Source organism: Pectinatus cerevisiiphilus (genome assembly GCF_004341685.1).
Classification (GTDB): Bacteria; Bacillota; Negativicutes; order Selenomonadales; family Selenomonadaceae; genus Pectinatus; species Pectinatus cerevisiiphilus.
The window spans coordinates 62868-83200 of record NZ_SMAA01000011.1 but is presented as its reverse complement, the minus strand read 5'-3'; the positions used below and the strand labels follow the sequence as shown (position 1 = coordinate 83200).

Sequence of the window (20333 nt, the reverse complement as noted above, 5' to 3'; positions counted from 1 at the left end):
ATTTTTTCGAGTTTTTCGACCTGCTCTGAAAACTCTAAAGGAATTATCTCATGTTTAGGGTATATTTTACAGCCACTGTTTTATTTTGCGCTTACGATAAAATAACTAATTAAAATATAGTTGACATGTTAAAAGAATTTTATGATTTAGTCTTGACTACACAAATTTAATATATTATTGAGAATAATCTTTCTTTTATATATAAATTTATAAATCACATAGGAAATCCACCAACTATTAATTCTACTATTATAAATAATAAGGTTAGTCCAGTAAAAGGAATGACCGCGGCTTTATGAAAATCACCTAAGTTTGTTTCGCATACGCCTATTAGTAACCATAAGGCTCCAACAGTTGGGCCTATTATTTGAAAAGCCATTCCCATAAGGCCTGCAATCCCCACTTGAAGATTACTGATCCCATAAGCATTAGCAAGTTTTGCGAGTATAGGTAGAACACCAAAGAAAAATCCATCTGGAGATAACGAAAAAGATAAAGGTGCACTCAGAACTGCCGTAATAAATCCAATATGTGGTCCCATAGTTGATGGAATAAAAGATATGAGCATTTCAGCTATCGCATCTATCATTTTAGTACCAGTAAGAATACCTACAAAAACTCCTGCAGCCACAATCATTATTCCAACGGTTAATATTCCTTTTGCATGATTAAATAAAACAAGGGATTGTTCTTTTAGTGAGTGGAAATTAACTATAAGGGCAATTGCAGCACCCAGTTCAAAAATAACTGTAGTAGGAAGAATATTTTTTAAAATTGCTATCATAGCAATTAGCATAAGCAATAAATTTATGAATATTAATTTTGGTCGTCTATATAAACTTTTTTGATTATCAACCGATGCAAGAACATCATTTATTAACGCTGTATCTATTTGGATCAAACCAATACGCTTTCTTTCACGTAGACCTATAATATAAGCAGTCAGAAAAGTCCATATAATTCCTGCAAGCATACACCAAACAACTGGGGCAAATAGGTCAGTTGAATTGATACCAAGTGCGGTTACTGTTCTAGCAGAAGGACCAGCCCATGGGAAAAAACCTTTAACAACTACTGGCATCCATGTTAAAACAGCCAGTGTATTTACATTCATGTTCATTTTTTTGTACAAAGGTAAAAAGGGCGTGCATGTAATGATTACAGTTACGGCACCTTCACCTTCCAGTGAGGCTACTAATGCTAGAAGAGCTGTACCAATTGCTATCTTTAATGGATCACCGTGTACAAGTAAAATAATTTTTCTAATAACTGGTTCAAATAATCCTGCATCTGTTAGAATGCTAAAAAATAAAACTGCCATCATCATTAAAACAGCTGTTGGAGCAGTTGTTTTTACACCATCCATCATCATTTTCCCTATTTGTGTTGAAAAACCAGCTATACATCCTATGACAACAGGGACAAGGATCAAGGCGACAAAAGCGGAAAACCGTTTTGATAAAATAAGATACATAAATATTACGATAATCAGGAGTCCCCAAAATGCTAGCATATATTTTCCTCCTTGATGAAAAATGGCGGTACAATAAATTGTATACCATTAATCATCATATTATATAAAGTTACAGCGGTTTTCTTACTACATCAATTAAACTGCCATCTCTATATTCAATTATGGCTACAATATCATTATCGTCATGACTAAGATTTATATTTTGAGGTTTTCCAACTAGCTTTTGAGCGATTGCTTGTAATTCTTCAATGCTTACAATTGGTAAGCCCGCTTTATTCAACCTAATTGATAAATCTTTTCTTCTAGGGTTAACAGCTATTCCTCTATCAGTCACTATAACATCTATAGAACTACCAGGAGTAACAATATTTTGCACATTATCTTTTATCATAGGAAGTCTACCCCTTATTAATGGCATTACAATAATTGATAATTTTGATGCTGCAGCAATATCTGAATGACCTCCTGATGCACCCATGAGAATACCATTGGAATTGGTTATTACATTAACATTGAAATTGAGATCCACCTCTGTTGCGCCTAAAATTACAATATCCAGATCATTAATAATTGGTCCAGCATTCCAGGGATTGGCATAAAAAGATGTTGATATTTCTACATGATTAGAGTTATTTTTTAAAGATTGAATAGCTGTTGTGTCAAAAGTTTGAGCATCATAACATATTTCAAATAGACCTTCTTCTAGCATATTGGAAAACACTCCTGTGATGCCACCTACACCAAAGCCTCCTTTTATATGTTCTTTTAACATGCTGTTTCTTAGAAATTGTGATACTGCAAGAGAAGCACCACCGCCGCCTAACTGAATTGAAAATCCATTTTTAAAATAACCTGAATACTCAATGACTTTTTCAGCTGTTTTTGCTAACATAAGCTTTACGGGATTTTTAGTAAGACGTAGTATACCAGATGCTATTCCCTGTGGATCACCTATTTCATTTACTTTTACTATATAATTAACATTAGTTTGCGATATACTATATGGATATACATACCCATCAATTAGATTATCTGTTATTAGAACTACCTTTTCAGCAAACATTGTGTCTACCATAGCATAACCAAGCGAACCACATGCAGATTTACCCATCTGTCCTGTAGCATTGCCAAATTTATCACATGTTGGTACGCCCATAAAAGCAACATCAATTTTTAATTCACCTGATTCTATAGCTCTAGCACGCCCACCGTGTGATCTTATTATAACGGGATGTTTTAATTTCCTAGGATGATTTGTTAAATACGCGCCTAATTTACCACGCAGTCCACTTGTTTCAATGGCAGTTACAGTGCCATTTTCGATATAGTCTATTAAAAAATCATGACAATCATTAAGCGAACTTGAAGCTATCGTTATATCTTTAATACCACATTTTGCAATTGCAGCCATTACAAGTTTAACCACATAATCACCATTACGGAAATGATGATGAAAAGATATCGTCATTCCATCTTTTAAATTCACAGCTTTTACGGCTTCTACTAAAGAGGGCAATATTTTGCATTCGTTTTTTTTACCAGTATGCAATGTCCGTCCAATCATGTGAATTGGCATGTCTGGTTCTATAAATAAACCTCTATAAGGTCGATATTTTTTTAACCCTTTTATAAGATCTGGTAACTCACGTCCCACTTCATTTTTCATGTTGAATATCCTTTCTCTTTATAATACCGGCAGCAATAGCCTGATCTACGATTCTTCTTGCACGAACTACAATAGGTCCATCAATCATTTTCCCATCCACAGCTAATACACCGCGATTATTATCAATAGCATCTTTATATCCTGTTAAAACTCTTAGAGAGTGTTCTATTTCTTCTTTAGATGGGGTATAAATTTCATGCACAATTTCAATTTGAAGAGGATGCACTACTGACTTTCCGTCAAAACCCATGTCTTTGCTGCGAGTTACTTCAGCCTTGAATCCATCAGTGTTGTAAACATCTGCAAAAACTGTATCTATTGCTTGTATACCTGCATCTCTGGCAGCCATTAATATTTCAGAACGTGCATAATAAAGTTCTATACCACCAAGAGTTCTTTGCGTACGTAAGTCCGCAATAAAATCTTCTCCTCCTAATGCAATAGCGATAACACGTGGTTCTTTCGCAATTTTTTGCACTTCATAAAGGCCACGGACACTTTCAATGGCACATATAATATTTATACTTCCTTTTTTCATATTTTCTTTTATTTCAGTTTTTTCAATCATGTTGGTTGCTATTTGAACCTCTTCAACAGATTCAGTTTTAGGTAATCTAATAAGATTAGGTTTTGAAGGTAATATTGCTTTTAGATCATCGATACCATATGGTGTTTGAGTAATATGATTTATTCTGACAGCTGTTTCACAGGGAAATGGTAAACACTGGAGTGCATATTTTATCAGATTTCTAGCAGAATCTTTTTGTGATATAGCTATTGCATCTTCGGCATCAAACATTAAGGTATCAGCTCCGTAAAGTGCGGCATTATTAATCATTTTAGGAGTATTTCCGGGAACAAACATCATCGTTCTGCGTAAACGCATTTTGGCATCATCAATAATACTCATTTTAGATTTCCTCTTTCCAGTGCAGTGACGAGACGTGCTATCAATGTATAATCCCAAGCACCTTTGTCTATTATATCGACTATTACATCAGTATAGTTTTTTTCCCTTAGAATTTTTGAAATTAGGTTTTTAATATGTGTTCCATATTGTTTTTCTACTGATGATTTTAAATTTATAAGAGTACCAAAATCTTTTTTCGCAGGTTTTACTGTTATAAAAGCATCATTTTTTTCTTCAAAACCTGCTGAAGCTTCATTAATTACATAATTCAATTAAAATTCCTCCTTTTTAAAATATTTAATTTCTTAAATTGCAATATCAAATTGAACAGTTTGTAAATCCACTAACTGCCTAACTTCTTCTAAAAATACTTCTTGAGGAGTTTTATATCCCAATAATTTACGAGGTAAATTGTTACACCGATAAATGGCACGTTTTAAGGTACCTTCAGTAATGGTTTTAACAGGAACACCCTTAGGTATAAAACGACTAATCAACCCATTATGTCTTTCATTAGAACCACGTTCCCAAGCTGAATATGGATGGGCAAAGAATATATCCAATCCGTTATGCTCAAGCTCAGATATTTTTGCAAACTCTTGACCATTGTCAGAAGTAATAGTTTTGCATAAAGCAGCTAAACTTGAGTTTTTAGAAAAAGACCCAAGCCAATCTGCCAATGTATTCTTTACATCAGCAGCTTTTGCTGAAGGGCAGCGTAACGCTACATATAATCTGCTCTTACGTTCTAATAAAGAAACAATGACTTCGTCGGCTTTGTCCTTTATGCCACGAACCGTATCTATTTCCCAATGTCCAAACTCTTTGCGGGTAAGGATATTTTTATCACGTAAATCAATAGATTTACCTAATTTTCGTTTATATTTCCTCAAATTAGATTTTTTTATTGATCTGCGTAGGATAAGTGGTAAATCCATTGGTGTAAATGCTAAAATCCCCCGATGAAGATAGTTGTATAGTGTTTTAGTGCAAACCATTTCATTACGTACAAACATATTCCTATATCTAGTAAAGCCTACAGCAGCATCAATTGACCATTTATCCTGCCTTACTTTTTCTTCAACCCATGATAAAAAAGGCTCAATAAAACCTGCTCGCAACGTATTAAAAGATCCTTGGCGATTCCTTTTATACACAGTTTGTCCTGTATCGGCTAAATACGTAAGACCTGCTTTATTTTGCTTAATTTGAACTACACTGCCTCGTTTAATTTCGTTGTAAATTGTAGTTCTGGAGCGGCCTAGATCACTGGCTATAGAGGTTATACTATCTCCAGCAAGCAACCTTTTTTCAATATAAAAACGTTCTTCTAAATTTAAGTGTTTATTTGTACGTAATGTCGTGTTATGATTGTTGTAGTCCATAGTGATTACCTCAGGTTATATTTTTGATTAGACACCTAAATCATAACACGAGGTCACTATGGATTTTTATCTGTTCAATTTTATTTTACAATTAACCAAATATTTAATTTATTAATAATTATTTTATATCTTTAAATATCATATGTCTAATATTATAATATATATAGATTATAGATGTTTTTTTATATAACAGGAGATTTTAATGGAATTTCGACAACTGAAATATACACTTGCTGTAGCGGAAGAGCAAAGTTTTTCTAAGGCTGCAAAAAAATTATATATAGCACAACCTTATTTGAGTTTGTATATAAAAAAATTAGAAGAGCAACTAGGCATTAAATTATTTGATCGTAGTTGTAGTCCATTGCGCTTAACTTATACTGGGGAAATTTTTATCCAAAGAGCGCGCAGTATAATGCAGTCAGAAGAAAATTTACTAAGGGAAATGAATGATTTTTCTGAAGAAAAAAGTGGTATTTTATCATTGGGAATATCGCCGGTAAGAGGAGCCTATTTACTTCCAATTCTATTACCAATTTTGAGAAAAACATTTCCCAAAATACATCTTAGGTTATATGAAGGGCAGTCTTTTGAGTTAGAAGAATGGATGAATAAGGGATTGACAGATCTAACTATTTTATCATTACCTATAGAAAAAAGTGCATTCTCTTATGAGATACTATTAAAAGAAAATTTTTTAATAGTATCTCCTGTTGAACATCCCTTATCACAAAAATATTCTTGCAAAAAAAATAGAAATATTCCTTTCATTGATTTGAAATTATTGGAAAAAGAGTCATTTATTCTGCTACATAAAGGGCAAGCTTTACGACGAATAGCAGATAGTTTATTTTTACAGGCCGGCTATAAGCCAAATATTATATTGGAAACTAAAAATTATGAAACAGCGCATGCCCTGGTATCTATAGGGATGGGATTTACATTTTCTACTAAAACCGTTTATGAAACATATAATAATGTAAATAAACCTGTGTCATTGTTTGAAACAATTCCCCGCTTTACACGGACCTTGGCTATTGTTTATAAAAAGGGAAAATATTTATCAAAAATTGAAAATGATTTTATCGATTTAGTTAAAAGTATTTTTGGAAATGCATCATGTTTATAGATAAACGGATATTTTTATATATACTTAAATTGTAATATCAATTAAACAGTTTGCAAATCCACTAAAATTGTAAAAAAATAATGTCAGAGTAGATGTAAATTTCACTTACCCTAACATTTATTGTAAAATTGAAAAATATTTTGCGAAAAAGAACTTATGTTTTACTATCCTCATCTATCAAATAACACAGCATAATACATTATTAAATAGTGATTCAACGCTGTAAATAATAAATTAATCAAGCTAATTAAATATCTAAAATAAACTACATTTATATACTTATTTTCGAAAGCAATTTAAGCAAAGACACACTTTATGTATCAATTATGTGTAAACTCTGAATACTAATTTTTATGTTCCGACTCAATTGGCTGATATATATCTAATTCACAATAGTTATTAGTTGCTATATTGCTGTCAATTAATTCAAATCGAAAAGGTACAGAAAAGCGATATCCTGAATTGAAAATCCATTTAGTGTACATATGTACCAAAACTCTTCCGATCTTTCGCCCATTAAGATCTTCAGGACGGAAAAAACCAACAAAACGGAAAACAACATATTTACCGGCAGGAATTTCGATTCCTGACATATCTTCTGGAACATCTTGTAAATTTTCTACTTGTGTGGCAGGCATATAATAAATGTATCCATTTTTGCTATTACTCCAATCGGTATATCCATAGTATATATTTTCGTTTAATATATTTTTAATCTTTTTTCTCTCACCATAAAAGAATTTTGTTCCCAGCTCATTTGCTGCACGATCGCCTGATTTATTCATGATTTTAGTTTTTTTTCCTACTAAATAGGTTTTGGGTCGAAAAACAAAAAAGGGCTTATAAATTGCTGAATTTTCTACTCCATAAATATCGTTTATATTTATTTTTTCAACAATTCGCAATGATATTTTTCCGCGGCGTACCTGTTGCGGTGTACACTTAAAATTTTGTCGGAAAGCGCGAATATAGGACTGTTCATATTCAAAACCATATTTTAATGCAATATCTAAAATATGCAGGTCACTGTACATTAAATCAGATATACTTTCCGATAATTTTCTTGCGTGAACATAGTCCATCAAGGATTCTCCGGTCAGCGCCCTGAACATACGATGTAAATAATACTTCGATATTAAACTATGTGCAGCAATCTCATCTAAATTAAGTTTTCTAGTAATGTTTTTTTCTATAAATGAGATACAGCGATTAATTGTGTCTCTTGTATCGACCATAGATATTGCTCCTAAAAGTTATTTTCATTCTTAAATCTGCGAAGTACAAGTACAGCATTTTGTCCACCAAACCCAAAAGAATTTGTTAATGCAATAGAACATTTTCCATAGCGCCCTTTATTAGGAATATAATCCAAATCGCAATCGGGATCTACCATTTTATAATTAATAGTAGGAGGAAAATATTGTTCTTGTAATGTCTTTGCTGTTAATATCGTTTCAATTCCACCTGCGGCACCCAGTAAATGTCCTGTCATTGATTTTGTCGCACTGATGGCTAATTCTTTTGCATGATCGGCAAAAACCATTTTAATTGCTGATGTTTCATTTTTGTCACCTAAAGGCGTTGACGTTGCATGTGCATTTATATAATCGATCTGGGCTGGAGAAATTTTTGCATCAGATAATGCAGTGCGGATACATTCGGCTATTCCTTCTGGTTTATTAACCGTAATATGGAAAGCATCATTATTACAGCCGTATCCAATAATTTCAGCAATTATGTCTGCACCCCGCTTGCGAGCGTGATTTAGTTCTTCTAATGCAAGTATTGCAGCACCCTCACCTATCACAAAACCATCCCTTAGAAGATCAAACGGACGACTTGCAGTAACTGCGTTCTCTGCTTTTGACATAGCCTTCATTGCCGTAAATCCTGCTATAGTAAGATCAGTAATCGGAGCTTCTGCCCCTCCTGCCAGCATGAAATCCATTTTACCATCACGTATTAACTGATAGGCATCACCGATGGCATTATTGGATGATGCACATGCTGTAACAACACACTCTGAAAAGCCTTTCAGCCCATACTTTATCGCAATTTGACCATTGGCCATATTCGGAAGCATCATTGGAATTAGAAAAGGACTGACTCGGCGGATGCCTTTATTTTGTAAAATGCCATATTGTTTTTCTATTGTTCCTATGCCACCAATGCCAGTTCCGATAATGGAACCGGTTTTTTTACGGTCTATATCCGCTACATTAAATCGACTTTCCAGCATGGCTAATTTTGCCGCAACCAAAGCATATTGTATGAATAAATCCATATGGTTTATATCTTTCCTGCTGAGAAAATCTTGTGCGTTAAATGTTTTTATCTCTGCGGCATTTTTAGAGGGGAATCTATCCACATTAATTTTTTCAATTTTACTAATACCTGATATTCCGTTTTTTACTTTTTTCCAAATTTCGGCTACACCAAGGCCTTGTGAAGTAATTGCGCCCATACCCGTAATAACAACTTTTCGATTTATCATTTTGAAACTCCATTCATTACTAAAATTTAATAAAGCAACCTGTCGGCTTAAAGTAAATATATCACATAAATAAATTCAGAAATGAACATTCCTTGCTTTTGTTTGCAAAATACGTATATAGAATAATAAAGATCGTACTATTGTTAAAGATAAAGCATTTAGACTAATGATAAACAGTGCTTAGTTACAAAATAGCTAGCTTTTTTTAGTATGAAATTTAGTTAGAAATATAGCTTTATATCTGGGACAGTATTTCAATGCTCATATATAGTTATTGTTTGTCTAGTAAGAGTTTGTGGCCAGTTCCTTTCAGATTTATCTCACGCTGGACATTACTGGACTTGGGATTCCTGTTAGAACTATATCCGTACCGGATACATAACATAAAAGACGGACAGGTAATTAGCCTGTCCGTCCGATAAATCAATCTTTATAATGGTTTTTACATTGTGCTATTTCAATACAGTTGTCCTTTAGTCGATAAACCAATCTGTTTTTATCATCGATTCGTCTGCTGTACCAACATTTTAAATCATATTTAAGATTTTCTGGTTTACCTATTCCAACAAGGCAGCCGTTACGATCAATGTCCTTTAGCAAAGCATTGATGCGTTTTAGTATTTTTTTATCTTCTGCCTGCCAGTTTATATAATCGTCCCATGCTTCCATCCCATACCTTAATCATTGGTTTCCCCAAGAAGTTCGTGCGTTTTGATTTCTTTATTGTCAAGGCGGGATATAGCAGCTTTTAAATGCTGCATGTTTTTTTCTTCGTTATTGGCAGCATAGTTGTTCCCTACTTTTTATTTAATATTAGCATTATTTAAGTATAGCGTAAATACATTAAACATACATATACAGTATAATATGATAAAAATAGATATTTTATGTTGTGAATAATAATATAAAAGTGAACCCAAAAGCCAGAAAATGGCAACGAAAAAATAAACCATTAAAAATCAAATTCTATACACTAGAAATGTAAATTCCATCGTGTAGGAATGAGGACAGATGGTTATTACTAGTCTTTCTTTTGAATTGTGGGAACTTTAATTATAACGAATTTTTTTGTAGGTTAATTGTAAAATGAAATTGAACAGATAAAAATCCATAGTGACCTCGTGTTATGATTTAGGTGTCTAATCAAAAATATAACCTGAGGTAATCACTATGGACTACAACAATCATAACACGACATTACGTACAAATAAACACTTAAATTTAGAAGAACGTTTTTATATTGAAAAAAGGTTGCTTGCTGGAGATAGTATAACCTCTATAGCCAGTGATCTAGGCCGCTCCAGAACTACAATTTACAACGAAATTAAACGAGGCAGTGTAATTCAAATTAAGCAAAATAAAACAGGTCTTACGTATTTAGCCGATACAGGACAAACTGTGTATAAAAGGAATCACCAAGGATCTTTTAATACGTTGCGAGCAGGTTTTATTGAGCCTTTTTTATCATGGATTGAAGAAAAAGTAAGGAAGGATAAATGGTCAATTGACGCTGCTGTAGGCTTTGCTAGATATAGGATATGTTTGTACGTAATGAAATGGTTTGCACTAAAACGCTATACAACTATCCTCATCGGGGAATTTTAGCATTTACACCAATGGATTTACCACTTATCCTACGCAGATCAATAGAAAAATCTAATTTGAGGAAATATAAACGAAAATTAGGTAAATCTATTGATTTACGTGATAAAAATATTCTTACCCGCAAAGAGTTTGGACATTGGAAAATAGATACGGTTCGTGGCATAAAGGATAAAGCCGACGAAGTCATTGTTTCTTTATTAGAACGTAAGAGCAGATTATATGTAGCGTTACGCTGCCCTTCAGCAAAAGCTGCTGATGTAAAGAATACATTGGCAGATTGGCTTGGGTCTTTTTCTAAAAACTCAAGTTTAGCTGCTTTATGCAAAACTATTACTTCTGACAATGGTCAAGAGTTTGCAAAAATATCTGAGCTTGAGCGTAGCGGATTGGATATATTCTTTGCCCATCCATATTCAGCTTGGGAACGTGGTTCTAATGAAAGGCATAATGGGTTGATTCGTCGTTTTATACCTAAGGGTGTTCCTGTTAAAACCATTACTGAAGGTACCTTAAAACGTGCTATTTATTGGTGTAACAATTTACCTCGTAAATTATTGGGATATAAAACTCTTCAAGAAGTATTTTTAGAAGAAGTTAGGCAGTTAGTGGATTTACAAACTGTTCAATTTGATATTGCAATTTAAAGAATTTTTTTGTAAAAAATAATGTCAGAGTACGCTTTAATTTTTATGTATCCCAACATTTAGTATAGAATCAAAATTGCTATTCAATTAACATTCCACATTTGTTATTATACTTTAAAAATGCTTTTAATTCTGGATGGATTCTATTTATATACTCGTTAATAAATTCTTGAATAAAGGGAGCAACGTAATACTGGGAGCCTTCCGGTGGTGTTAATCCACAATCCAAATACTCAATATAGTCTGTTGCTTGAATCATTGATGGATTTATCAAAATTAGTAACATCAAGAATAACGCAGTTACAAAGTTAAGGCGTGCCATTATTTCCTCATAGCACTTTTCTAAATCTTTGTTCGAACTTACCATGATATTTTCCGTTGTATAGTGCTGACCATTATTGTGAGTATAATCATTGAGCTTTCTACGAATATTTTCCCAATGTTTTTTTAAGTCATATTTATGTAGAAGTTTATTGATTGTATCATTAGTCTCAAGATAGTTTATATAATTTTGTATGCATAATTTCTTTTTTTGTAAATTTGAGAGTTTATTTACGTTATCATCAAACCAAGCATCAACGCTAATATCATCATCGCTTTTCATACATCCACTTACCATATTTTTTAGTCCTGCTTTAGTAGCCTTAAGAATATTATCAACATTTATCCCTCCTTTTAAAAACTCTTCCGCCTGGTCTACGCTTAATAATTTACGATTGTTTAGCACCTCTAAAATATATAAATAAAGCATTAAATCATCACGAAATTTTCTTACTAACAAATTAGCATCACCAAAACTCTCGAACATGCAACAATACTTTATGCTCTTTAGTGTCTTGACTGAAGAATTAATTAAAAGTGGTTGAAAAAAATGTGTTTTGTTATGAGTAATGCAAGTTATTGTTTGCCCAGATTCATACATAAGTGTAGAAAGTGAATCAAGAAAATCCATAAGCTTACAAAGCTTTTTTTCAAAATCGCAATAATATCGGTTCTTTATTATTGAATTATTATCCAAAATTGTTCCCCCAAACCAATTATATGAATGTTACAATTACGCTAAGAGAAAGAGGAAGAATTGTCACAAAACATATTGAAAATGCTAAATTTGTTCAAATAGAGAAAAATCAATGGAATTATGTATGTGTGCTGGTAAATTTATTTAACCGTGAAATTATAAAATCCGATTTTCTGTATTCATTACTCATTAATATTCATCCTTCGTTGCAAAAAAATTATAATTATATAAATATTCGCCCTTTTCCTCTTCTTTCCTGTCTATTTTCCTATTATTGTATAATCTGTTACACTAAGTAGAATTTGATTGTTTTTTTAGCTCAGTAGGCGAGCACTTAATTCACTTCGTCCCTAGGTTCTTTACAGACCCAAAAAGCGTTACATCAATTAAATAGTAATTTATCTCCCCATTTTAAACAAAATTAAAAGGCCGTACAAAGATTACAAAACCTTGTACGGTCTATGTTTTCATAATGGTGGGATATACTGGTTTCGAACCAGTGACCTCTTGAATGTGAATCAAGCACTCTCCCCCTGAGCTAATATCCCATAAATATAAGTAACAGCTTACCACAAGGCAGCAAAGTCAACCTGCACAATTAGTATGTGCAAAAGCTATCAAGTACCTGCAAGCTACGGGGCGAAAGACAATAACTTTACTAAATGTTAATACCGCTTTTTATTATAAATGTATTTTTATATATTTTCAAGTTTTCTAAGATTTTTTGGATAAGATTATAAAAAAATAAGGGGTGAAATAATGAAAATAAATAATATACAATGAATTATGGCTTGCGTATGAAGAATTTTTGCTCTGGTGCAAGCTGGACAATGGTGCCTTTATTTAGTAAAAAAATAACAAGTTAATAACAATATCGTAATAAAAATCATTTAGACTAGAGCTGTATCAGTGAATCCAGGGAAGGTGGCTTATCTTTGAATGAAAGTGGCGAGTTAAAGATGATTCTGGAAAATGAGCTTATTACACCAGTGTATCAACCTATCGTTGCCTTAAAAAATGGGGAGGTTTTTGCTTATGAGGCACTTAGCCGGGGACCTGCGGGCAGTCCATTGCATCCGCCTGATGCCCTTTTCGCACTTGCCGAAGAAGAGCAATGTCTATGGCAGCTCGATTATCTTTGCCGCAGTATGGCTATAAGAAATGTGGAAAACGCGCTTGGCGATAAAAAATTATTTTTAAATGTCGATGCCCGAATTTTATACGACCAGGATTTTCATCAGGGAACTACGGCAAAATTTTTGCAGCAGTGCGGTTTAGATAAAGGTGATATCGTCTTTGAAATAAGCGAAAAGACAACTGTTAATGATTATAAATCATTCTGTTCTGTCTTGGAAAATTATCAGTGCCAGCATTATAAAATTGCTATAGATGATGTGGGCGCAGGGTACAGCGGACTCAATCTTTTAGCGCAGATAGCGCCGCAGTTTATAAAATTGGATATAGGGTTAATAAAAGACATAGATAAAAATCATGTCAGACGAGCCATAGTAAAGGCTTTGGTCGGTTTTGCCCGCTCCGCCGGTATAAAAACGATTGCAGAGGGGATAGAACGCAAAGAAGAATTGAATGTTCTTGTTGAACTGGGGGTTGATTATGGGCAGGGATTCCTGCTGGGCAGACCAAACCAGAAACTCTTGATGATAGAGACAAGAATAAAATCTTACATATGTGAGCTGAATAAGAAAAAAGAAAATTTTCGTATGAGTACATTGCTGAATATGACTATAGGGGAGATAGCATCTCAGCAGGCTGCTTTTTCTTCTGAAACAACGGGACATGTTATTTTGGATTATCTTCGCGCCAAACAAGAACCGATGGACGTGATTATTGTTGATGATGATCAACCCGTAGGAATATTGAATTATAATACTTTTTATCAGCATCTTGCTACAAGATATGGGATTTCCTTGTACAGCAATCGGCCAATCCGGCTCCTTATGAATAATAAACCATTGATAGTGGATTATGAGAATTCTATAGAGGATGTTTCCCAACAAGCGTTGGACAGGCAGACACGTTGTACATATGATGATATTATTGTGGTGAAAGATAATAAATACTATGGAACTGTGACAATAAAAAAGTTGCTTGAGGTTACTACTAAATTGGAGCTCAATCGTGCGAAACATGCTAACCCGCTCACTGGTTTGCCCGGTAATAATGTAATTGAATGGACTTTGGCAGCGTATTTTGAAAGGTTTGTCCCATTCGCGGTTATTTATATCGATATAGATAATTTTAAAGTATATAATGATGTCTATGGCTTTGAATCTGGGGATGCGGTACTCATTGCGACGGCTCAGCTGCTCCGGACAACGCTTAGTAAATATACTGACAAATTTTTCCTTGGGCATATAGGCGGGGACGATTTTATTGCTTTTATACCAAATACAGATATAGAGCAAGTTTGTAAGATGATTATAGAAACTTTTGATACGGAAAGTAAATGTTTTTATTCGGCGGAACACCAAAGGGAAAAATACATTGTTGCAGCTGACAGAAAGGGGCAGATTGAAAAATTCCCTTTGATGACGGTGTCCTTGGCTGTTCTGCGCATCCTTAATAAAGAAGGGCTGACTTCTACGATACTCGCCTCAAAAGCAGCTGCTATAAAGAAAAAATGTAAGGCTATAAACGCAAGCAGTTTTATAATACATAGTTATTATGGCAACGAAGATATAAATATGTCTTTATAGGAAGATACGTTTCTATTTAAAAATGAAATATCCCCCTGCAATGAATAGATATTGCAGGGGGATATTTACATTACTACGTATTATTTTTTAGCTTTTCTTGTTTTTTTCACTTTAGCAGTATTTATCTTTTCCTTAAGTTTTTTGCCAATTTTAAAAGTTGCTGTTTTTGATGCAGGAATTTTGATTTCAGCACCAGTTTGCGGGTTACGACCTTTTCTGGCAGCACGTGCTTTTACTTCAAAAGTGCCGAAACCGATAAGTTGAACATTGTCGCCTTTTACAAGAGATTCTTCGATAGCAGCCAGAACAGCGTTTAATGCTATTTCTGCATCTTTTTTAGTGGTATCCATTTTTTGTGATACTTCAGTGACTAATTCTGCTTTGTTCATATTATCCCTATCCTTTTCAAAAAAATTATAATTTACACATCATTTTACCATATCTATATAGTTTTTTCTCTACATTAATGATAAATTTATATAAATTTTTATTATCCCTTAGAGCGCTCGGCATTGGTGACTACGAAGTTATTATACTGCTTTACGGCTTTAATTGTAAGCTTTTTATGTAATTATTGCGGATATTGGCAAAAAAATTTACAAGAATGGCAACGTAATAAAAAAACAATTGATATAAGTTTGTGTTTTTAATTTTTATTAGTAGTTTTAGCTTGTAATGTTGATTTTAGCGCAAATACCGTAATTGTTTATTATTCATATTTATTAAGTCTTATTATGCAATTACAATTTTTTATAAAATTTGCGCTAAATATAAAATAGTACTGGTAATGTGATAAGCAATATAGTATTATATACGTAATATAATGTTTGTATTGTAGTAATATGCACTAATTAGACAAATGGTGTTCTAAGGAAGACGTTATTATATTACAATGATGTAATTCAGTTAGATGTAGATACGCATGCATAATCAGCGGCAGACAGGCGAATTAAGGATGAATTTGTTTAAGGATAAGGAAGTAATGCTATGATGTTCATATTAAAAAAGAAATATTATTATTTAATCTGTTAAACTGCATAAATTTATTTGTGCGGTTTTTATTTTTTATAAATAACGTTTTCTTTGTAATTTATACTGTGATTTATTGAAACTATAGGAGAATTCTGATTAATAAAAACCAATAGGACGGGGTGAATGGCTGTGCAAAAAATATTACTTATGCTGCTGGCGGCCAAGCATCTGCAAGTTAATCAAATTTTTCTTATATAACCATCCATTGAAGGAGATAATTACATGAAGTTATTGGCTAATTTGAGAATTAGAGCTAAACTGGGTATTTTAATCTTTTCGGCGATAATTTTCTTAATTATCGTGGGGTATGCCGGCCATCATTTTAATCAAATACTTTTAGAAAATCTTAACAGTATGTATACAGATCGTTTGCAGCCTATTCAGCTGCTAAATTCCGCCCGCACGGAAAGCCGGGGAAATGAAGCTATAACATATAGTATTTTTGCTACCAAAGATCCTGTTGAGCAGCAAAAATTACAGTCATCGCTTGAAGAACATAAAAAAATATATATGGATTTTTTGGATAAGTATCAGCAACATTCTTTAGATGGAACAGAAAAAGCTGCTATAGAACAAATAAAGTCAGACACCAAGACATACCGTGAAGCGTGGCAGACTTCCCTTTCTATGGCTATGTCTGGTAATCAAGATGGCGGGGTGCTTTATTTTAAAGAAAAGGCTGCGCCGCTTTTGGCAAATATCAATAAAACGCTCGATAGTCTGGCTGATTATGAAAACGGACTGGCCGAACAGGAAAATCGGCAGGGGAATGAAGTAGCGTCCTTTAATGATAATATATCTATAATATTGACCGTTATAGCAATAATTTTATCAGGTGGCCTGGGCTTTTTAATCGCGCGTTATATTTCTGTTCCATTGCGCCAATTGGTGGCAACTGTTAGTAGATTGACGGCAGGTGATTTTACTAAAGCTGCGGATAGTGTGCAATATTATGATGATGAGATCGGAAGCCTTGGCAAGTCTTTGGGCGTAATGCAAAGCAGCCTTAGTAAGTTAATAAAACAAATACATAATTCGGCTGAGCAGTTGGCTTCATCCTCGGAAGAGCTTTCAGCGAGTGCTGAGCAGTCTGCCCAAGCTTCTGACCAGGTAGCCAATTCGGTAACCACGGTGGCTGATGGTGCAGAAAACCAGCTTGATCTTACCAATAAAGCTACAGATACTGTAAAACATATTTCTGATGCGATGACAGAGGTTGCCGATAATACGAAAACACTTTCTGATTCAGCAGAAAAAACAGCAACAACGGCCAATGATGGGGAAGATTCAATAAAACATACGATGGACCAGATGAAAGTTATCGAAGATAAGACAAATAGTACGGCGGCAGTTATTAATGAACTCAATGAAAAGTCAAAACATATTGGCCAAATAGTAGATGTCATAGCCAGTCTTTCCGGGCAAACCAATTTGCTGGCACTTAACGCGGCTATTGAAGCGGCCAGTGCCGGTGAAGCAGGAAAAGGTTTTGCGGTAGTGGCAGAAGAAGTGCGGAAGCTTGCTGAACAGTCGCAAACAGCCGCTAAGCAAATTACTGATCTCATCCAGCAAATACAAAAGCAGACTAATGATGCGGTCGCTTATATGGACGACAGTAAAAAAGAAGTGGATAATGGTGCTACAATTGTAGCCAGCACTGGGAAAAAGTTTGACCAAATATTTAATATGGTTAAAAATATGACGAAACAAATTGTTAATATATCATCGTCGATTGATAAAGTAACGCTTCATACGGAAAATGTTGTCGCGGCAGTCAAGTCGATTGATGTTGAAAGTAAAAAAGCCTCAGGGGAAACACAGACAATTTCAGCGGCTACCGAAGAACAATCAGCTTCAATCGGGGAAATTGCTTCAGCCAGTAAAACATTGGCGAAATTGGCAGAAAATCTGCAAAATACGGTTAAGCAATTTAAGGTATGATTAAGCTATGTAATTGATTAATAATATATTATTAACGTTGTTTTATAAGCTCAGAAGTAAATAAAAAGGCTCCCTGCCAGGAATGCATTGAACTGCCCCCATTCATTAGACTTAAAAATCTAACGAATGGGGGTACATCACATCCTGCGGGGAGTCTTTATTGTTTGTTTTTCAATCAGATAGCACGGATACGTTATCTACAATATTTGATAAGACAACGACATTGGCTGTTGTTACTAAACCTGGATGATTTTTTATTCTGGAAAGTAAAGACATTAAGGTGCGTGCGTCTTCCGTTATAATTTTCAAGTAATAATCAAAATTACCGGTTATATAATAACATTCGTTTATTTCTGGTTCCGTTTTTACATATTCAGCAAAGGCTTCACCGTTTGTTGTGCTGTCAAAACGCAAAAACATAAGTGCCGTCAAATGCTTGTTTATTTTTTCGGGATCCAGTATTACGGTGTATTGTTTTATGACACCGGAAGTTTCTAGTTTGCGTACCCGTTCACTAGCTGCGGGCATTGATAGAGAAATAGCTGCACTTAAATCAGAAATCGTCATCCGTGCGTTTTTCTGTAAATTTTTTAGTATTGCTTTATCTGTTTTATCCATTGTGTTCACCACCCTTAACCCTTTCGCTTCTATTGCTGTTAAATATTGATGAAGCGGCAAAAATGAATTTATCCATATCACAATTACCGCAGCGTTCTCCTATACCATGTATTGTGGTATCAATGAAACTGGCTCCGGCTTGTACGGCTGCTAGTGAGTTGGCTACAGCCATTCCTAGGTCGTTGTGCGCATGAAATTCTACATCTATGCCAGTAGCTTTTATCAGCTTGCTGATTTGGTCGTATACAGTAGATGGTGTCATGATTCCCACTGTATCGGCAAATCTCACTCTGCTGATACCAAACTGCTGTACTTTGCGCACTACTGTGAGCATAAAATCCATTTGTGCCCGTGAGGCATCCTCCATGCCAATTGTCACTTCTTTTGCATTGCCAATTGTTGCAGAGAGTACTTCACTTATTTCATTTAGCAGCCATGTTTCATCTTTTTTCAATTTTTCATGTATCTGCCGATAGGAAACTGGTATGCTTATATGGATTATATCGGCATTGCATTCAAGTGAAATATTTATATCGTCAATATTTAATCTGTTCCATACCGCTATTTGGGTATTGGGGCAGGCTGACTTTATTTTTTTTATGATTTCCTGCTCACTTTTACCTATGGCCGGGATACCTGCTTCTATTTGATAAACGCCTTTTTCGGTCAACATTTTAACTATGGCAATTTTTTCTTTATCATTAAACATGATAAAGGGGCTTTGGGCACCATCACGGAGTGTCGTATCGACAATATGAATATGTGGAACCAGCATTTTAAACACGTCCCATCATTTCCACCAGATCATAGAATTCTTTATCTGTTATGGAGCGGCACAAACTGCGCGATTTTTCTTTTACTTTATCAAGTATAAAAGCTGTATCTATTTTGCAGCAATTAAGTTTAAGCTCTCTGAGCTTTGCTTCTATAGATTTTCTTCCCGATGTACAACCGAGCACAATATGTCGTTTGGCATGGATGAGCTCGGGTGGATATGGTTCGTAGAGCTGTGGATCTTTCATGATACCGTCAACGTGGATACCAGATTCCACCGCGAAGATGGCATTGCCGAGAATAGGCTTGTTGGCAGGTATGGATGTGTCGGTGATAGCTTCAAGTGTCTTTTTGAGTATGGTGAAATTGAATCCTTTTATGGCAGCCATGTTTCCTGCGAGATAATCTGTCAGCAATATTTCTTCTAAGGGAGCGTGATTAGCGATTCCACAGAAGGTTGATACGGATTGCCCGCCGTAGTTGTGCCAGGCAAAGGCGAGTGCTGTAGCCTGATAAAGGGAATTAAGTGGTTCAAAGGAAATATCCCTTTTGGCTTTACGCCATTGGGAAAAAGTCTTTTCCATATCAGGCACAGTTTTGCGTGATAGACCAACAACCCGCACTGAACATTTAACACCAGTGGATGCATACATAGGCTGTTCAGCCAGCTGCCCTTCAGCGGCTGGCTCTTGCGCAGTTACCACATAACGATAAAAACCCTTGTAATATCGAATAGCCTTATAGTTATTTATACGCAAAATATATTTTTTTTGCGGGAGGTTTTTCATGTCAGCTATATTTTCCCAGACGGGAGCAGTGATTTCTATTGCCTCTATCGGCAGTTTGCCAAGAGCCCTTAGAATCAGCTGTTGTTGCTGTTTCGAGGCGTTCTCTATATAACATAAGGTCGCATCCGTTAGCATATC

The 20333-nt window shown here is 34.5% G+C and carries 16 protein-coding genes, 1 tRNA gene and 1 pseudogene; 4 read left to right on the top strand and 14 right to left on the bottom strand.

Translation table 11 applies throughout. From position 1 onward, the window contains the following. Positions 1 to 214: 214 nt before the first annotated feature. The 5 genes from EDC37_RS08455 to EDC37_RS08435 all read right to left on the bottom strand — a co-directional run bounded on the left by EDC37_RS08455 (position 215) and on the right by EDC37_RS08435 (position 5435). Complete coding sequence (locus EDC37_RS08455; RefSeq protein WP_132550312.1) at positions 215 to 1513, bottom strand: CitMHS family transporter; 1299 nt, start codon at positions 1511 to 1513, stop codon at positions 215 to 217. Between the two features lie 70 nt (positions 1514 to 1583). Continuing rightward, positions 1584 to 3140, bottom strand: a complete 1557-nt coding sequence (gene citF, locus EDC37_RS08450) for a citrate lyase subunit alpha (RefSeq protein ID WP_132550309.1) — start codon at positions 3138 to 3140, stop codon at positions 1584 to 1586. Then, complete coding sequence (locus tag EDC37_RS08445) at positions 3130 to 4050, bottom strand: HpcH/HpaI aldolase/citrate lyase family protein (RefSeq protein WP_231040144.1); 921 nt, start codon at positions 4048 to 4050, stop codon at positions 3130 to 3132. The genes citF and EDC37_RS08445 overlap by 11 nt, the downstream gene beginning before the upstream one ends. After that, positions 4047 to 4322, bottom strand: coding sequence for a citrate lyase ACP (locus EDC37_RS08440; RefSeq protein WP_132550306.1), 276 nt, complete (start codon positions 4320 to 4322; stop codon positions 4047 to 4049). The genes EDC37_RS08445 and EDC37_RS08440 overlap by 4 nt, the downstream gene beginning before the upstream one ends. A 33-nt stretch (positions 4323 to 4355) precedes the next feature. Then, complete coding sequence (locus EDC37_RS08435; protein WP_132550303.1) at positions 4356 to 5435, bottom strand: IS30 family transposase; 1080 nt, start codon at positions 5433 to 5435, stop codon at positions 4356 to 4358. A gap of 202 nt (positions 5436 to 5637) precedes the next feature. On the opposite strand from EDC37_RS08435, the gene EDC37_RS08430 reads away from it, so the two are divergent. Next, positions 5638 to 6564, top strand: coding sequence for a LysR family transcriptional regulator (locus EDC37_RS08430; RefSeq protein WP_132550300.1), 927 nt, complete (start codon positions 5638 to 5640; stop codon positions 6562 to 6564). A gap of 344 nt (positions 6565 to 6908) precedes the next feature. On the opposite strand, the gene EDC37_RS08425 is transcribed toward EDC37_RS08430, so the two are convergent. From EDC37_RS08425 to EDC37_RS08415, 3 genes are all read right to left on the bottom strand, one after another. Then, entirely contained in the window at positions 6909 to 7799 is an 891-nt protein-coding gene (locus tag EDC37_RS08425; protein ID WP_132550297.1) for an AraC family transcriptional regulator, read from the bottom strand. 11 nt (positions 7800 to 7810) lie between these two features. Continuing rightward, positions 7811 to 9055, bottom strand: a complete 1245-nt coding sequence (fabF, locus tag EDC37_RS08420) for a beta-ketoacyl-ACP synthase II (protein WP_132550330.1) — start codon at positions 9053 to 9055, stop codon at positions 7811 to 7813. Positions 9056 to 9481: 426 nt separating this feature from the next. Further along, the gene (locus tag EDC37_RS08415) at positions 9482 to 9727 is read right to left on the bottom strand and encodes a Txe/YoeB family addiction module toxin (RefSeq protein ID WP_132550294.1); all 246 of its coding nucleotides are present in this window, start codon (positions 9725 to 9727) and stop codon (positions 9482 to 9484) included. A gap of 501 nt (positions 9728 to 10228) precedes the next feature. Between EDC37_RS08415 and EDC37_RS08410 the strand changes: the two are divergent. Beyond that, positions 10229 to 11307: pseudogene (locus tag EDC37_RS08410) on the top strand (IS30 family transposase). A 79-nt stretch (positions 11308 to 11386) separates the two neighbouring features. On the opposite strand, the gene EDC37_RS08405 reads toward EDC37_RS08410, so the two are convergent. Beyond that, complete coding sequence (locus EDC37_RS08405; RefSeq protein WP_132550291.1) at positions 11387 to 12325, bottom strand: hypothetical protein; 939 nt, start codon at positions 12323 to 12325, stop codon at positions 11387 to 11389. A 473-nt stretch (positions 12326 to 12798) separates the two neighbouring features. Then, positions 12799 to 12873: transfer RNA gene (locus EDC37_RS08400), tRNA-Val, on the bottom strand. Between the two features lie 387 nt (positions 12874 to 13260). Between EDC37_RS08400 and EDC37_RS08395 the strand changes: the two genes are divergently transcribed. After that, positions 13261 to 15042: a GGDEF domain-containing protein gene (locus tag EDC37_RS08395; RefSeq protein WP_132550288.1), complete on the top strand. Its 1782-nt coding sequence runs from the start codon at positions 13261 to 13263 to the stop codon at positions 15040 to 15042. Positions 15043 to 15122: 80 nt separating this feature from the next. Here the strand turns inward: EDC37_RS08395 and EDC37_RS08390 are convergent, their stop codons facing one another. Next, positions 15123 to 15431 carry an HU family DNA-binding protein gene (locus EDC37_RS08390; RefSeq protein WP_132550285.1) on the bottom strand — a complete coding sequence of 103 codons (309 nt, stop codon included), beginning with the start codon at positions 15429 to 15431 and terminating at the stop codon, positions 15123 to 15125. Positions 15432 to 16296: 865 nt separating this feature from the next. On the opposite strand from EDC37_RS08390, the gene EDC37_RS08385 reads away from it, so the two are divergent. Further along, the gene (locus tag EDC37_RS08385) at positions 16297 to 18015 is read left to right on the top strand and encodes a methyl-accepting chemotaxis protein (protein WP_132550282.1); all 1719 of its coding nucleotides are present in this window, start codon (positions 16297 to 16299) and stop codon (positions 18013 to 18015) included. Positions 18016 to 18186: 171 nt separating this feature from the next. On the opposite strand, the gene EDC37_RS08380 is transcribed toward EDC37_RS08385, so the two are convergent. The 3 genes from EDC37_RS08380 to EDC37_RS08370 are packed head-to-tail and all read right to left on the bottom strand — an operon-like array spanning position 18187 to position 20330. Beyond that, positions 18187 to 18633, bottom strand: coding sequence for an Lrp/AsnC family transcriptional regulator (locus EDC37_RS08380; RefSeq protein ID WP_132550279.1), 447 nt, complete (start codon positions 18631 to 18633; stop codon positions 18187 to 18189). Continuing rightward, on the bottom strand, positions 18626 to 19408 hold the full coding sequence (locus EDC37_RS08375; RefSeq protein ID WP_132550276.1) for a beta/alpha barrel domain-containing protein: 783 nt from the start codon (positions 19406 to 19408) through the stop codon (positions 18626 to 18628). The genes EDC37_RS08380 and EDC37_RS08375 overlap by 8 nt, the downstream gene beginning before the upstream one ends. A 1-nt stretch (position 19409) precedes the next feature. Further along, positions 19410 to 20330, bottom strand: a complete 921-nt coding sequence (locus EDC37_RS08370) for a homocitrate synthase/isopropylmalate synthase family protein (RefSeq protein ID WP_132550273.1) — start codon at positions 20328 to 20330, stop codon at positions 19410 to 19412. Positions 20331 to 20333 lie beyond the last annotated feature (3 nt).